Source organism: uncultured Marinobacter sp. (assembly GCF_947488835.1).
Taxonomy (GTDB): Bacteria; Pseudomonadota; Gammaproteobacteria; order Pseudomonadales; family Oleiphilaceae; genus Marinobacter.
In genome coordinates, this window is the sequence record NZ_CANLBK010000001.1 from 986,378 (window position 1) to 1,001,947 (window position 15,570).

A 15,570-nucleotide genomic window follows, 5' to 3' on the forward strand; every position below is an offset into this window, starting at 1 on the left:
GAAAAGTAGTTGTAGTTATTCGAATATGTCGGCGGTTACTGCTTCCGACCAGCCTTGGAGGCATCGTAAGCCAGGTCTTCGGCCGCTAAGGCTTCAGACGCCACACGCTGGTTTTCCTCCTCACACTTCTGGGTGTTGCCACCGCAAATGTCACAGGATGAACTGATACCAAGCGCGCCAATGCCGCCACACGTACCGCTGATTGGCTTGCGTCCGAAAATGACACCAACGGACATACCGGCAACCAGCAAAACCACAATCAATAAAACCAAAAGAAAGGTACCCATGTTGCCCTCCCCTTACTGAGTAACGTAGGAAGAAAATGCCGGGGTCTGATGCGACTCGAACCCGTTTTCCGTCCGGATAATAAAATAGGCAGGAATATTCTCCCGTGTTGCGAGCGCACTTGCCCGCTCATATCCCATCACTGTAAAACCAGTGGCCAGTGCATCCGCTGTCATGCTGTCTTCAGCAATCACCGTGACAGAAGCCAGGTTATGCGAAATCGGCTGTCCAGTTTCAGGGTCTATTGTATGGGATAACCGACGCCCTTCCGATTCGTAATAGTTACGATAGTCACCGGACGTAGCCATCGCCTTCGAAGGCAAAGTAACAATACGGTTTACGGTGTGCCCTTCACCCTCTGCAGGTTGCTCTATGGCAAGCCGCCACACACTGCCGTCAGGCTTTTTGCCCTGAGTGCGCACTTCCCCGCCTATCTCTACGAGATACGCCTTTATACCCTCACTATCGAGGTACCGAGCCACTACGTCTACCCCGTAGCCTTTGGCGATGGCTGACAGGTCGATATATTGCGGTGACGACGCCTTTAAAGCAGGCGGATCCGCCTGCAACGAGAGGTTCTCAAAACCCGTTGATGCCAGCGCGTGGGCTAACTCCTCGTCAGAGGGAACCTCTACAGGCCGGGCATCGGGTCCGAAGCCCCAGAGATTCACCACTGGCCCGATAGTGATATCGAAGGCCCCTTCAGTCAGGCGTGAAATCTCTGCCGACCGGGACAGCACTTCAAACAGTGGACGGGATACCGGGGTCCAATCCGATTGATCCTCAAGGCCGTTAAGCTTTGACAGCTCGGAATCGTCCCTCCAGGTCGACATGGAGGCATCCACTCCGTCGAGGGCGTCATCGATGCCTTCTGCCAATGCTTCAAGCCGCTGGTGATCTTCCGGCAAAACAACACTGATGTGGTAGCTGGTACCGAACACGGGCCCTGAGATTTCCCAGATTTCTTCATCCGGCTGAAACGAGCAACCCGCCAGGGCCACCAATACCAGCATCGTAAAGATGCTGGCAACGGCCGCCCGGGCGGGTTGAAAGATACTGGATGTCATGTGAAAGGTTTAACCTCCAAAGTCATCCAGCATAATGTTCTCTTCTTCAACACCCATATCTTTCAGCAGCTTGATTACAGATGCGTTCATCATTGGGGGTCCACACATATAGAACTCGCAATCTTCCGGAGCCGGATGGTCCTTCAGATAGTTCTCGTAGAGTACGTTATGGATAAAGCCCGTTGGGCCTTCCCAGTTGTCCTCCGGCTGTGCGTCAGAAAGAGCAACGTGCCACTCGAAGTTGTCATTCTCCTTGGCAAGCATGTCGAAGTCTTCTACGTAGAACATCTCGCGAACACTGCGGGCACCATACCAGAAGCTGATCTTGCGCTTGGAGTTCAAACGCTTTAACTGGTCGAAAATATGGGAACGCATGGGGGCCATACCAGCACCACCACCCACAAACACCATTTCGGCTTCCGTCTTCTTGGCGAAGAACTCACCAAACGGCCCCATTACAGTGACCTTATCGCCCGGCTTCAGATTGAACACATAGCTGGACATGATGCCAGGCACGTGATCAGTCCCGGGAGGCGGAGTGGCAATACGGATATTGAACTTGAGAACACCCTTCTCTTCCGGGTAGTTCGCCATGGAGTAGGCACGAACAGTCTCTTCCTTGTTGATGGCCTTGTAGCGCCAGATATCATGCTTGTCCCAGTCACCATGGAACTCCTTCTCGATATCAAACTCCTTGAAGTCGATTTCGTAAGGGGCGCATTCCAGCTGTACGTAACCACCGGCACGGAAGTCAACTTCCTCGCCTTCCGGCAACTTGAGTACCAGTTCCTTAATGAAGGTGGCAACGTTGTGGTTGGATACAACCTCACACTCCCACTTCTTGACGCCAAAGAACTCTTCCGGCACTTCAATCTTCATATCCTGCTTGACCGGAACCTGGCACGACAAACGCCAGCCTTCTTTCTCTTCCCGGTTGGTGAAGTGGGTCTTTTCCGTGGCCAGCATGGCGCCGCCACCTTCAAGAACCTTACACTTACACTGTGCACAGGTACCGCCGCCGCCACAGGCAGACGACAGGAAAATCCCACTGCCCGCCAGGGTGCCCAGCAACTTGTCACCGGCTTCCGTTTTCACGGTGTGTTCCGGGTCGTCATTGATTTCGATGGTCACTTCACCGGTGCTTACCAGTTTGGATCTTGCCGCGAGGATGATCGCGACAAGCGCCAGAACGATAACGGTGAACATGACCACGCCGAGTATTATTTCTGTATACATGGTCTCGCCTTTTCGTTAAACCGAATCACCGGGTGAATTACAGGGAAATCCCTGAGAAGGACATAAAGCCAAGGGACATCAAACCAACCGTAATGAAGGTGATGCCCAGGCCACGTAGCCCATCTGGAACGTCGCTGTATTTCAGCTTTTCACGGATACCTGCCAGAGCAACGATGGCCAAAGCCCAGCCCACACCAGCACCAAAGCCATAGACCACACTCTCACCGAAGGTGTAATCACGCTCAACCATGAACAGTGCCGCACCCATGATGGCGCAGTTAACTGTAATCAATGGAAGAAACACGCCCAGTGCGGAGTAAAGTGCCGGAATGTATTTATCCAGTATCATTTCCATGATCTGAACAATGGCCGCGATAACACCGATGTAGGTGATCAACCCGAGAAAGCTCAGATCCACATCAGGCAAACCAGCCCAGGACAACGCCCCCTCACGAAGGATGTTGTTGTAGATCAGGTTATTGACCGGCACTGTCAGCGTGAGAACCACCACAACGGCAATGCCAAGGCCTGTAGCTGCTTCAATCTTCTTGGAAATGGCAAGGAATGTGCACATACCCAGGAAGAACGCGAGCGCCATGTTCTCAATGAAAATTGCTTTGAGAAGCAGACTGATATAGTGCTCCATCAGAAGGCCTCCTTATGGGTGTGGCGGGACATCTTGAAGTCCTCTTCTTCTACTTGTTCAGGCATCCAGGCGCGCAGTCCCCAGATAGCCAGACCAATAATGAAGAAAGCGCTTGGTGGCAACAAAAGCAAGCCGTTGGTGATGTACCAGCCGCCTTCGTTAACCGGCGTCAGCAGGGTTACACCAAAGAGCGAACCTGCACCCAGCAATTCACGGAAAAACGCCACAAACAACAGCATGATCGAGTAGCCCATGCCGTTGCCGACACCGTCGAGAAAACTCAACCAGGGGCCATTTTTCATGGCGAAGCCTTCGGCACGACCCATAACGATACAGTTGGTAATGATCAGACCAACGAATACCGACAGCTGCTTACTGATTTCGTAGGCATAGGCCTTCAGTATCTGATCAACCACGATAACCAGAGACGCAATAATGGTCATCTGTACGATGATCCGGATGCTGCCCGGTATCTGTGTACGTACCAGCGACACAGCCAGGTTGGAAAATGCAGTAACAGCAATAACCGACAGGCACATAACGATGGTTACGTTCATGCTGGTGGTTACGGCAAGTGCGGAACAGATACCAAGGATCTGCAGCCCGATGGGATTGTTACTGAATATGGGTTCGAAAAGAACCTGTTTGGCGGTCATTTCAGACATGATCAGGCCTCCCCTTCACGAAGTTTCTTGAGGAACGGTGCGTAACCCCGGTCACCCATCCAGTAGTTGACCAAGTGCTCAACGCCGCGACTGGTCAGTGTTGCACCGGAAAGGGCATCAACCTTGTGCTCTTTATCGGCTGCGTTGGCGCTTACGCCACCCTTCATCAGGCGGATCTGAGGCTCGGTTTTATCCTCACCGTAAAGCTCTTTGCCAACCCACTGGGATTTCCAGCGGGGGTTATCCACTTCACCGCCCAAACCAGGTGTTTCTGCATGGGCGTAGAAGCCAAGGCCTTCGATAGTGTTCAGATCGCCTTCAAGAGACACGAAGCCATACAGTGTAGACCAGAGGCCATAGCCGTGAATCGGCAATACCACTCGCTTCATTTCCCCGTTTTCGCTCAAGGTGTATACCTTGGCAATGTTAGGACGACGCTTGATGCCAGCCTTGTCTTCAGACGACGGAATCTTGGTTGACATCTTTGGGTCTGAAGCGGCTTTGTACATGTCGTATTTCATTGGATCATTTACATCCACGAAAGACGGCTCTACATAGTCACCGGTATCCAGATCAACCAGGCGCACATCAAACTGGGAAAAAACGCTTTCGATTTCATCAGCGCTTGCGCCATTCGACAGCATACCTGCGGCCGCCAGAATGTTGGTTTTGATGTCCAGATTCTGGTTCTTGATCTGGGCCGGGCGGAGCACCACCGCAGCAGTGGATACCACTACGGAAAACACGATACTCAGTACCAGAGCGACAAACAGCGTTCTGGAGACAGTTTCTTTAGGCTTAGCCACGAGCGAGCCTCCGTTTAACGTTTGCCTGAACCACGTAGTGATCCATCAGCGGCGCGAAAAGGTTGGCGAACAGTATCGCCAGCATGATGCCTTCCGGAAATGCCGGGTTAACAACCCGAATCAGAATGGTCATCACACCTACCAGAATACCGAAGCACCAGCGGCCGGTGTTGGTCATGGCGGCTGAAACCGGGTCGGTCGCCATAAACATCATGCCGAAGGCAAAGCCACCCATTACAAGGTGCCAATGGGCCGGAACCGAGAACATGGGGTTGGTTTCGGAGCCGATAACATTCATGAGGACGGCTGTGCCGATCATGCCAATCAACACACCACCAACAATTCGGTAGCTTGCAATGCGCATGGCAACCAGCGCCAAACCACCAATCATCACGGCGACGGTCGAGGTTTCACCCATTGACCCCTGAATATTGCCAATGAAGGCATTCATCCAGCCAATGTTTGCTTCCAGAGCTTCCAGACCACCACTTGCAGCCCAGCTCAACGCAGTCGCTCCGCTGAAACCGTCAACGGCAGTCCACACGGTATCGCCAGAAATTTGCGCAGGATAGGCAAAATACAGGAAGGCACGACCTGTCAGTGCGGGGTTCAGGAAGTTTTTACCTGTACCGCCAAACACTTCCTTACCAATCACTACACCGAAGGTAATACCCAAAGCCACCTGCCAAAGAGGAATGGATGGTGGGCAAATCAGTGCAAACAGGATAGAGGTTACGAAGAAGCCTTCGTTTACTTCGTGGCGACGCACGGTAGCAAACAGCACTTCCCAGAAACCACCAACAATAAAGGTCACCGCGTAAACCGGAATGAAGTAGGCCATTCCATAGACGAAGTTATCCCAAATGCCGGCACCCGCTCCGGTTACCGCAAGAGCCTGGATAAAGGCAGTGCGCATTCCGCCGTCAGCGATCAACGCCTCAGGATTGGCCGCCAGGAAATTGTTGGCCTGAAAGCCAATATTCCACATGCCGAAGAACATCGCGGGGAAGGCACACAACCAAACGGTGATCATCATGCGCTTCAGGTCTACACCATCGCGCACGTGGGAGGTTGTGCCCGTTACCGAGCTGGGCGTATAGAAAATAGTATCGGCTGCTTCGTACAGGGCATACCAGCGCTCGTACTTGCCACCCTGTTCAAAGTGATGCTCGATTCCATCGAGAAACTGTCTGATAGACATTGTGTTAGCCCTCGATTTCGATTCGGGTCAGATTCTCGCGGAGAATCGGACCGTATTCATATTTACCCGGGCACACAAAGGTGCACAGCGCCAGATCTTCTTCTTCCAACTCCAGAGCGCCGAGCTTCTGAGCCATTTCGGTATCTCCTACAATCAGCGCACGCAGCAGCTGAGTTGGCAGGACATCCAGGGGCATCACCCTCTCGTAGGAACCCACTGGAACCATGGCACGCTCACTACCGTTGGTAGTGGTTGTGAAGTCAAACTTCTTGCCACCCATAAACTTGGACAGATAGATATTAAGAACCGAAAACTTGTTTGCACCAGGAGTTAGCCAGCCCAGGAAAAGCCGCTTGCGGCCTTCTTCGAGCAGCGACACCTGGTTCGCGAAACGACCAAGATAAGCGACAGGGCCATCTCCACGACGCCCGCCGAACACAGAGCCGGAAATCGCGCGCACCTCACAATCGGTGGGTATTTCACCATCGAGAAGCTCCGCAAGGCTCGCGCCAATGCGGGTACGAACCAAACGCGGTTTCAGGGCCTTGGGGCCGCCGAGTGCAACAACGCGGCTAACATTCAACTCACCGGTAGTAAACAGAATGCCGATATCAATCACATCCTGGTAGTTAACTGCCCAGACTGTCTTGGTGGCAGAAACCGGATCAAGGTGATGAATATGGGTACCAACGTTGCCAGCAGGGTGCACGCCGTCAAATTGCTGGACATCAATCTGGTCTGATTTGGGAACCGACACATTGGAACCGGGCCGGCCAGTTACGAACACCTTGCCCGAAGTCAACCGACCCAGAATGGTCAGGCCGTTTTCGAAGGCCGCTGCATTTTCTGCAATCACCACTGTGGGATCTGCAGCCAATGGGTTGGTATCCATAACGGAAACAAAAATAGAATGGGGAGCAGTGTCGATCGCCGGCACTTTGCTGTATGGGCGTGTCTTCAGGGCTGCCCACAAACCGGACTCAACCAGGTTATCGACTACTTGCTGGCGCTCAAGGCCTGCAAGATCCGCAGCTTTGTAGCTGGCAAAAGTCTCAGCTTCATCGCCATCAACCTCGATAACAATTGACTGGAATACCCGTCGCTCACCGCGATTGAGTTCCTTCACCACGCCAGCTGCAGGTGATGTATAACGAACGCCTTCGGTCTTCTTGTCCGTGAACAGCAGCGTACCGCGCTTGACACGATCTCCTTCTTTAACAGCCATCGTCGGCTTCATGCCGATGTAGTCGAAACCAATTAACGCCACATGGCGAACTGGCTTACCGTCTGTGATGGTCTGTTCGGGAGCGCCGCTGATGGGAAGATCCAGGCCTTTTTTGATCTTAATCATTAGCCTCATCCAATCATCAGAAACTATTTTGTGGATTCGTATTGCCTGACACCAGCGGCCCAGAAAAAGTTGAGAAACAGGGAGCCAGACATACCCAAATTCGCGCCAATTATAGAGTTTAAGGCAAGCTATTTCCACCTGAAACGAGAACGGGTTTGTACAGGATTGTAAACCTGCAACTACCGACAACCGCTTACAAAAAAACCCGGCGACTTTCGGCGCCGGGCTTATGGAACTATCAACGCCAACTCAGGCGCATTCGTCAGTCGCGTGAGCGCTTCGGAAAGATGGGGTAGTCAATACCCGCCATCTGGTTAACCACACGAATCACCTGAGCACTGTAGCCAAATTCGTTGTCGTACCAAACGTACAGAATCAAGCGCTTACCCCCAGCAATCGTGGCTTGAGCATCAACAATGCCAGCATGTCGGGAGCCAACAAAGTCGGTTGAGACTACTTCCGGAGAGTTCACGAAATCGATCTGTTTCTGCAGCTCCGAGTGCAAAGCCATCTCGCGCAGATAATCGTTCACAGTTTCCACATCGACCTCTTTCTTGAGATTGAGGTTCAAAATTGCCATGGAAACGTTCGGCGTAGGAACACGAATAGCATTACCTGTGAGCTTGCCTTTCAGCTCGGGAAGGGCTTTGGAAACTGCTTTTGCGGCGCCTGTCTCGGTAATTACCATGTTCAACGCGGCGCTGCGACCACGACGACTGCCTTTGTGGTAGTTATCGATCAGGTTTTGATCGTTGGTGTAAGAGTGGACAGTCTCAACGTGACCATCTTCAATGCCGTATTCGTCGTAAATTGCTTTCAGCACTGGCGTGATTGCATTGGTGGTGCAGGAGGCTGCCGACAGAATCTTGTCTTCGTCAGTGATCCAGTCGTTGTTGATGCCGTAAACGATGTTCTTGATATCACCTTTGCCCGGTGCGGTCAGAATAACGCGGCTAACGCCCTTGGACTTGAGGTGCAAGCCAAGTCCGTCTTCGTCGCGCCAAATACCTGTGTTGTCCACCACGATGGCGTTATCGATGCCATACTGAGTGTAATCCACCTGATCGGGGCCATTTGAGTAGATCACCTTGATGAAGTTGCCGTTAGCAATCAGCGCAGACTGCTCTTCATCAACACGAATGGTGCCATTGAAAGGACCATGCACAGAGTCACGACGCAGCAGGCTGGCACGCTTCTCAAGATCGTTCTCAGCGCCACCCTGGCGAACCACTATGGCACGCAAGCGAAGGTTGTTACCACCGCCCGCTTTCTCAATCAGAATGCGAGCGAGCAAGCGACCGATACGGCCAAAGCCATAAAGCACGACATCTTTGGTGCCGTTACTCGCGTCTTCTTCAGACTGCACAGAATACTGGCCAGCCACTGATCCGATTTCATTTTTCACAAACTCGGTCAGATCACCGCCCTGCTCTTTGAACTTTACTGCCAGCTTGCCGATGTCAACGTGCGCACGCCCAAGCTCCATCTGATCCATAATCTGCAGGATTGGCAAAGTATCGTTTACAGACAGTTCGTTATTCTCTACCTGGCGCACATATCTGTGGGCGCGGATAATGTCGATTACCGACTGATTGATAATGGCACGGCCATATACCGAGGTAACAACGTTATTCTTACGGTAAAGGCGGCCGATCAGCGGAATCATGGCCTCCGCTTTGGATTCTCTGTCCATCCAGTTGGATAGGCACTGATTTGTCTGTTCGTGACTCACGGTAGGGACCCCTGTTTCGCACGTGGTAATAATTCAGGTCGGGCATTATCCAACTTAAACCAGCTAACGGCAAATACGAACTGGCACGGACCTCTTAGACTTACCGCCATGACACTGACATCCAGCGGCGTTAGAATAGCCGCCTCACCGGCTCCCCAACCCCCTTCAGCAGGAGAACACGACTGCCCATGAATCAAGGTGCCCCCACTTCCGCTTCGCCGCAAACATTGATTGCGCCGCCATTTCCTGAAAAGTCGGCCGATCACCGCACCTGGGGACAGTTGCATGGCAGCAGCAGTGCTCTGGCTATCTGTGAAAGCGCCAGAGCACACAAAGGGCTTACTTTGGTGGTCACCCGCAGCACAGCCGAAGCCAATCGGCTGGAGCAATCCATGCGCTTTTTTCTGGGCTTGCCGCCGGAAGAAGACGGAGCCACGGTGACAGAGGACGGCCTGGAGTTACTGTCTCTGCCAGACTGGGAAACCCTGCCCTACGATCTGTTTTCACCGCATCAGGACATAACCTCACGGCGCATTCGCACCCTGCACCGCCTGCCGAGCACCCAGCATGGGCTTATTGTGGTGCCTGCCCGCACCCTGATGCACCGTCTGCCGCCAGTCAGCTATCTGCAGGGCAACACACTGCTACTTGAAACGGGGCAATCACTGGATCTGGACAACTGGCGTCTTCAGTTGGCCACTGCCGGCTACCGGCATACTGAAAACGTGTACGAACATGGTGAATACGCGGTTCGCGGCTCGATTCTAGATATATTCCCCATGGGCTCCAATCTGCCTTACCGGATCGACCTGTTTGATAACGAAGTTGAAACCCTCCGCACCTTTGATCCGGAAACCCAGCGCTCCATCGACCGGATTGAAAGCATCGAACTTCTGCCCGCCTATGAATTCCCGTGGCACAAGGAAGCCCGCTCAGCCTTTCGCGGACGCTGGTTTGAACAATTCCCGAATGCGGACAAAGACTCCCCTATTTATCAAGACGTGAGCCACGGCATTACACCGCCGGGGATCGAATACTATTTGCCGCTGTTTTTCGACCAAACCGCCACCCTGTTTGATTACCTGCCAGCCACCACACAGGTGTTCACTGCCGAAGGCCTGAACGAGGCGGTGAACCACTTTGACACAGAAACCCGCAATCGCTACGAAGATCGCCGTCATGACAGGCATCGCCCAATCCTGCCGCCGGCCAATCTGTTCTTGCTGACCGATGAACTGTTTGGCCACCTCAAGGCCTTCCCGAGGGTAACCATGACCCCGGAAACAGCAGAGGGCGGCGGCGCGGTAAATTGCCCCAGCGAAGCACTACCGGATATTGCCATGAGTGCGCGGGCCGCCGACCCTGCTGGCCGCTTAAAGCGCTTCATTACAGACTTTGCCGGGCGAGTGCTGATTTGCGCGGAATCCTCTGGTCGACGCGAAGCCTTGATCGACAACTTGAGCGAGCACCAGCTTCGGCTGCAAGCCTTTGAAAACTGGCAGGACTTTCTGGCCGACACGAAATGCACTCTGGGCATCACCGTCGCCCCGATGGAGCAAGGATTGGTGCTGCCTGAGCACCATCTTGCACTGATCACCGAAACGGCCCTGTTCGGCGAGCGGGTATTACAGCGACGCCGCCGGGATAAACCGACAGAAACAAATGATGACGGCTACCGTGACTTATCTGAGCTCCGCAAAGGCTCTCCGGTTGTGCACATTGACCACGGCGTTGGCCGCTATCTGGGGCTGGAAACCATTACAGTTGAGGGCGAAGCCAGCGAATTCCTGATGCTGGAATACGCCAGCGGCTCGAAGCTCTACGTACCGGTATCCAGTCTCCACTTGATTTCCCGCTACGCTGGCGCAGATGCGGAGCATGCCCCCCTGCACAAACTGGGCACCGAGCGCTGGAGCACCGCCAAACAAAAAGCCCTCGAAAAGATCCGTGATACCGCAGCTGAACTTCTGGATGTTTACGCTCGCCGCGAAGCCCGCAAAGGCTTCGCCTTTGAAGATCCGAAAGAAGCTTACCGTGCATTTGCCGCAGGCTTCCCTTTTGAGGAAACACCCGATCAGCAGATGGCTATTGAAGCTGTTTTCGAGGACATGACCAACGAAAAGCCCATGGACAGGCTGGTCTGTGGAGATGTCGGTTTCGGCAAAACAGAAGTCGCCATGCGCGCCGCCTTTATGGCAACCTGGTCAGGCAAGCAAGTTGCGGTACTGGTACCCACAACCCTGCTGGCCCAGCAGCACTACGACTCGTTTCGAGATCGCTTCTCGGACACCCCGGTCACCGTTGAATTGCTAAGCCGTTTTCGTAGCACAGCCCAAACCAACAAAGCCATGGAGGCCATTGAGAACGGAAGGGCCGATATTGTCATAGGCACCCACAAACTGCTTCAGGGTGACATCAAGTTCAAGAATCTTGGATTGGTGATCATTGATGAGGAACACCGGTTCGGCGTTGGGCAGAAAGAAAAGCTTAAAGCCCTTCGCGCCGAAGTGGACATGCTGAACCTTACGGCAACACCCATCCCCAGAACCCTGAACATGGCCATGGGGCACCTGAGAGACCTGTCTATTATTGCGACGCCGCCGGCTCGACGGCTCTCGGTAAAAACCTTTGTGCGCCAGCGGGACGACGCGATGGTAAAGGAAGCCATCCTGCGCGAAGTTCTCCGGGGCGGCCAGGTGTATGTCCTGCACAACGATGTGGCCAGCATCGAACGAACCGCCGAGGACTTGCGACGCCTGGTACCGGAAGCCCGCGTGGGTGTTGCCCATGGCCAGATGCGGGAACGTCAACTCGAAAACATCATGTCGGACTTCTATCACAAGCGCTTCAACGTGCTGGTGTGCACCACTATTATTGAGACCGGCATCGACATCCCCAGCGCCAACACCATTATTATCGAACGCGCAGACAAATTCGGCCTGGCACAGCTGCATCAGCTCCGTGGCCGGGTTGGCCGCTCCCACCACCAGGCCTACGCCTACCTGCTGACTCCACCACCAAAGGCCATAAGTGCGGACGCCAGAAAGCGCCTGGAAGCCATTTCCGAAGCCCAGGATCTTGGCGCCGGCTTTATGCTGGCAACTCACGACCTTGAGATTCGTGGTGCTGGCGAGTTGTTGGGCGACGAACAGAGCGGCCAGATAGAGAGCATCGGCTTCACTTTGTATATGCAACTGCTGGACGAAGCCGTAAAAGCGATTCGGGAAGGCCGAACACCCAATGCCGAATTGCCCTTGAGCCACGGCACGGAGATGAACCTGCGCATACCCGCACTGATTCCGGAAGATTATTTGCCCGATGTCCACAATCGGCTCATGCTCTACAAGCGCATTGCCAGCGTGAACGACCGCGATGGATTAAAAGAACTTCAGGTTGAGATGATTGATCGCTTCGGATTATTACCGGAACCGGCAAAGAACCTGATGAAGCAAACCGAGCTAAGGCTTCAGGCAGAAGCTCTGGGAATAGTGAAAGTAGACGCTGGTAAAGAGTGGGCTCGCCTTGAATTTGGCAATTCCACTCCGGTAGACCCACTCGTGCTGATTAAGAAAATGCAATCTGCACCGGATGCCTATCGCCTTGAAGGTGCCAACAGCTTCCGTTTTCGGCTGAAGGACACCTCAACCAGTGGTAAACTCGACGGCATTTCCGCAATGCTGGGTGAACTTCTGCCCGCAAAAAGCGCGGCTACCGCCTGATTATTGCCTGAAAAAACGGGCCTGAACAAAACTGGAGCATTCTCTTGCAGACTGATGGTAATCGCTTGTGCCGGCTATGGGCACACACTCTACTGACGGCCGTTCTGGCAGCAACTTCTCTGGCAAGCCATGCCCAGCAAACGCCCAACGATTATTACCGGGCAGAGTTCGTGATCCTGGAACGCATCATCGACCCGGGCGCAGTAAATGAGCGCATGGCCACTCGCAAAGTCGAAGCGCCGGTGGACACTGGTAAAACCCTCTACAGCGTGGCTGCAGGCGGCGCCAGCAGCTCATCCCTAAAACTCGCAAACCGCTCCCAACTTCACCTGGGCAATGCGGCAAATCGGCTTGAAAACAGTGGTCGCTATCGGGTGCTCATGGCGGCGGGCTGGTACGAAGCTTTCCCGCCAGACTATAAAGGCCAGCCTCTACGAGTTGAGATAGGAGAATGGCTGGAACAAGCCGGCCAGAGAGCAATCGAAGGGCACATTACCATCGACAGGCAGCGCTACCTCCACGTTGCAGTTCATTTGAACCATTGGCAGCAAGGGAAGATTGCCGTCCCTGCAACCGAAGCGGTCAGGGCGGACGAAACCAAAAGCGAAAACAATCTGCCCGAGGGTGCGGAAACGGGCGCCATACCGGTTGCGGCAGGCACAGGCTTGGAACTTCAGCCAGACATACCGTTGGAACTGCTTACCTGGATTCGTGAAACCCGCAGGATGCGAAGTGAAGAAATCCATTTCCTGGATTCCCCCACCATCGGCGTTCTTGTGTTCTTCAAGAAGATTGAGGCAACACCCTAAGCTTGCCAAGGCCGGCCATCGACACTTCAAGAATGCGTCTTACACCAGACATTCCTTGATCGATGGCCGCCTCGATCTCAGCCATGGTAATAATGTGGTCTGACTTCCCGGCCGCCCAGTTGACCACCAGGCCCAAACACACATAGCGCATACCCAGTTCAGCCGCCAAGGCGGCTTCAGGCATACCGGTCATCCCAACCAGATCACACCCATCCCGCTCCATGCGCCGTATTTCAGCGGCCGTTTCCAGCCTGGGGCCCTGAGTTGCACCGTAAACACCGAACCCCGCAAATGGCACTCCCTGTGCTGATGCGGCTTGCATCATTATGTCGCGAGCTTCCCGGTCGTATGGCCAGGTAAAATCGATGTGAGTGACATGTTCCAGATCGCCCTCAAAAAAGGTCCCTGCCCTGCCCCAGGTGTAATCAATAATCTGGTCCGGAATTACCACGCAGGCCGGCCCCATATCCGCATGAATTCCGCCGACCGCATTTACACCGATAACGGTGCGCACACCCACGTCGTATAGTGCTTTTATATTGGCCCGGTAGTTCACTTCATGGGGCGGAATCCTGTGAGGATTGCCGTGTCTGGACAAAAACACCACAGGCTGGCCATCAAGGAGCCCATCAGTCAGCACAGATGACGGAGCTCCCCAAGGCGTCTCAAGAGATCGTGTCCCCGTGATCGTCAGGCCTGCAAGGGTTGTCAGGCCTGTGCCACCAATAATACCTACTGCTCCACTACCGTCAGACATCAGTCTCCATCTCCTGCATCCAGGGATTGCTCACCCTCATCACCGGCCTGGGTATCGTGACGGCGACTGCGATCGCGCTTGCTACGTGTGCGTGTGTTTTGCGAAGAGCTAGTGGCATTGCTCGTATCCTCAGGATCTTCGTCACCCGCCTCATCACTTTCACGTTTTCTGTCCTGGTCTTTGCCAGCCTGCGCAGGCAAACGGTCATCGCCAAAATGTATGGTTTGTGTCGGGAAGGCTACCTGGCCACCATGACCCTCGATAACATCACTGATTTTCAGGAGCACATCCTGTTTAACTTCGTGAAACCGAACCCACTGGGTGGTTTTCGTGAAGGCGTAAACCATAATATCCAGGGATGAATGACTAAACGCCAAAAAGTTGACAATCAACGTTTGCTTGCTGTCAATGTCTTCATGCTTTTCAAGCATTGAGCGGATATCTGAAACGATAGTAGCCATTTGGCTGACATCGGCATAACGGATACCGATAGTTTCGGAGATGCGCCGGTTGGTCATTCGCGAGGGATTTTCTACTGCGATGGTTGTGAACGTGGCATTGGGAACATACAGAGGCCGCTTATCGAACGTTCGGATGGTGGTTACCCTCCAACCTATGTGCTCGACCGTACCCTCGATTGTACGATCGGGAGAGCGTATCCAGTCTCCAACCTTGAAAGGCCTGTCGAGGTGGACGATAAAGCCCCCGAAGAAGTTTGCCAACAGATCCTTCGCCGCAAAACCCACAGCAATACCGCCTACACCACCAAAGGCAAGCACACCTGAAAGGCTATAGCCCAAAGACTGCAAGCTGATCAGCACGGCTGTAATAATAACGACCGCCCGGGAAAGCTTGCTGATGGCGTTAACCGTGGTGTAATCCATCGGCTTTTTCATTTTTACCGGAGAGACAACTATGTTCTCCAACTCTTTGATCAATCTGAGCAAAACCCAGACGAAGATAAAAATGAAGCCGACCTGCAGCAGGATCCCGTTGGCCTTGAATATCTCTGCTGATGAATAGTGATGCGCTACTTCAGCAGCCCAGTAGATCCCCTGTAACCATACAAATGCGACTACCGGTGCACGAGCGGCATGCAACAGGGCGTCATCCCAGATATTGTTGGTTTTGGCGAACCTGTTTTCCAGAGCTCCAATGATATGGCTGGCAACATAGGCAATCGTGGCCGTACCAAACACCAGCGCAAACACCACAATGCTCACGCGCCATGCCTCAGACAGGACACCAAAGTTCTCGATCCAGCCATTAAGCGTGGACATCATTTCTCCGATCATC

General features: G+C 53.6%; 13 protein-coding genes. 2 read left to right on the plus strand and 11 right to left on the minus strand.

From position 1 onward, the window contains the following. Window positions 1-35 precede the first annotated feature (35 nt). From nqrM to Q0824_RS04620, 9 genes are all read right to left on the minus strand, one after another. Window positions 36-287 (minus strand): (Na+)-NQR maturation NqrM, encoded by a 252-nt coding sequence (gene nqrM / locus Q0824_RS04580; protein WP_298447932.1) that lies wholly within the window; start codon window positions 285-287, stop codon window positions 36-38. Between the two features lie 12 nt (window positions 288-299). Then, window positions 300-1,352, minus strand: coding sequence for an FAD:protein FMN transferase (locus tag Q0824_RS04585; RefSeq protein WP_298447934.1), 1,053 nt, complete (start codon window positions 1,350-1,352; stop codon window positions 300-302). A gap of 9 nt (window positions 1,353-1,361) precedes the next feature. Then, on the minus strand, window positions 1,362-2,588 hold the full coding sequence (nqrF, locus tag Q0824_RS04590) for an NADH:ubiquinone reductase (Na(+)-transporting) subunit F (RefSeq protein ID WP_298447936.1): 1,227 nt from the start codon (window positions 2,586-2,588) through the stop codon (window positions 1,362-1,364). Window positions 2,589-2,625: 37 nt separating this feature from the next. Then, window positions 2,626-3,234 carry an NADH:ubiquinone reductase (Na(+)-transporting) subunit E gene (nqrE, locus tag Q0824_RS04595; RefSeq protein WP_200201103.1) on the minus strand — a complete coding sequence of 203 codons (609 nt, stop codon included), beginning with the start codon at window positions 3,232-3,234 and terminating at the stop codon, window positions 2,626-2,628. Further along, the gene (locus tag Q0824_RS04600) at window positions 3,234-3,899 is read right to left on the minus strand and encodes an NADH:ubiquinone reductase (Na(+)-transporting) subunit D (protein ID WP_298447939.1); all 666 of its coding nucleotides are present in this window, start codon (window positions 3,897-3,899) and stop codon (window positions 3,234-3,236) included. Before Q0824_RS04600 ends, nqrE begins: the two co-directional genes overlap by 1 nt. A gap of 2 nt (window positions 3,900-3,901) precedes the next feature. Next, window positions 3,902-4,705: a Na(+)-translocating NADH-quinone reductase subunit C gene (locus tag Q0824_RS04605; RefSeq protein ID WP_298447941.1), complete on the minus strand. Its 804-nt coding sequence runs from the start codon at window positions 4,703-4,705 to the stop codon at window positions 3,902-3,904. Beyond that, window positions 4,698-5,906 carry an NADH:ubiquinone reductase (Na(+)-transporting) subunit B gene (locus Q0824_RS04610; protein WP_298447942.1) on the minus strand — a complete coding sequence of 403 codons (1,209 nt, stop codon included), beginning with the start codon at window positions 5,904-5,906 and terminating at the stop codon, window positions 4,698-4,700. Before Q0824_RS04610 ends, Q0824_RS04605 begins: the two co-directional genes overlap by 8 nt. Before the next feature lie 4 nt (window positions 5,907-5,910). Then, window positions 5,911-7,257, minus strand: a complete 1,347-nt coding sequence (locus Q0824_RS04615) for a Na(+)-translocating NADH-quinone reductase subunit A (protein WP_298447943.1) — start codon at window positions 7,255-7,257, stop codon at window positions 5,911-5,913. A gap of 262 nt (window positions 7,258-7,519) precedes the next feature. Beyond that, window positions 7,520-8,950, minus strand: coding sequence for a glyceraldehyde-3-phosphate dehydrogenase (locus Q0824_RS04620; protein ID WP_298449523.1), 1,431 nt, complete (start codon window positions 8,948-8,950; stop codon window positions 7,520-7,522). Between the two features lie 227 nt (window positions 8,951-9,177). On the opposite strand from Q0824_RS04620, the gene mfd reads away from it, so the two are divergent. Continuing rightward, on the plus strand, window positions 9,178-12,708 hold the full coding sequence (mfd, locus tag Q0824_RS04625) for a transcription-repair coupling factor (protein ID WP_298447945.1): 3,531 nt from the start codon (window positions 9,178-9,180) through the stop codon (window positions 12,706-12,708). Window positions 12,709-12,752: 44 nt separating this feature from the next. After that, a complete protein-coding gene (locus Q0824_RS04630) occupies window positions 12,753-13,517 on the plus strand; it encodes a CsiV family protein (RefSeq protein WP_298447947.1) in 765 nt (254 codons plus the stop codon). On the opposite strand, the gene Q0824_RS04635 is transcribed toward Q0824_RS04630, so the two are convergent. Next, on the minus strand, window positions 13,492-14,274 hold the full coding sequence (locus Q0824_RS04635; RefSeq protein ID WP_298447949.1) for an S-methyl-5'-thioinosine phosphorylase: 783 nt from the start codon (window positions 14,272-14,274) through the stop codon (window positions 13,492-13,494). The two genes, Q0824_RS04630 and Q0824_RS04635, sit on opposite strands and share 26 nt — an antisense overlap. Further along, window positions 14,274-15,569: a mechanosensitive ion channel family protein gene (locus Q0824_RS04640; protein ID WP_298447951.1), complete on the minus strand. Its 1,296-nt coding sequence runs from the start codon at window positions 15,567-15,569 to the stop codon at window positions 14,274-14,276. The genes Q0824_RS04635 and Q0824_RS04640 overlap by 1 nt, the downstream gene beginning before the upstream one ends. Window position 15,570: the final 1 nt, after the last annotated feature.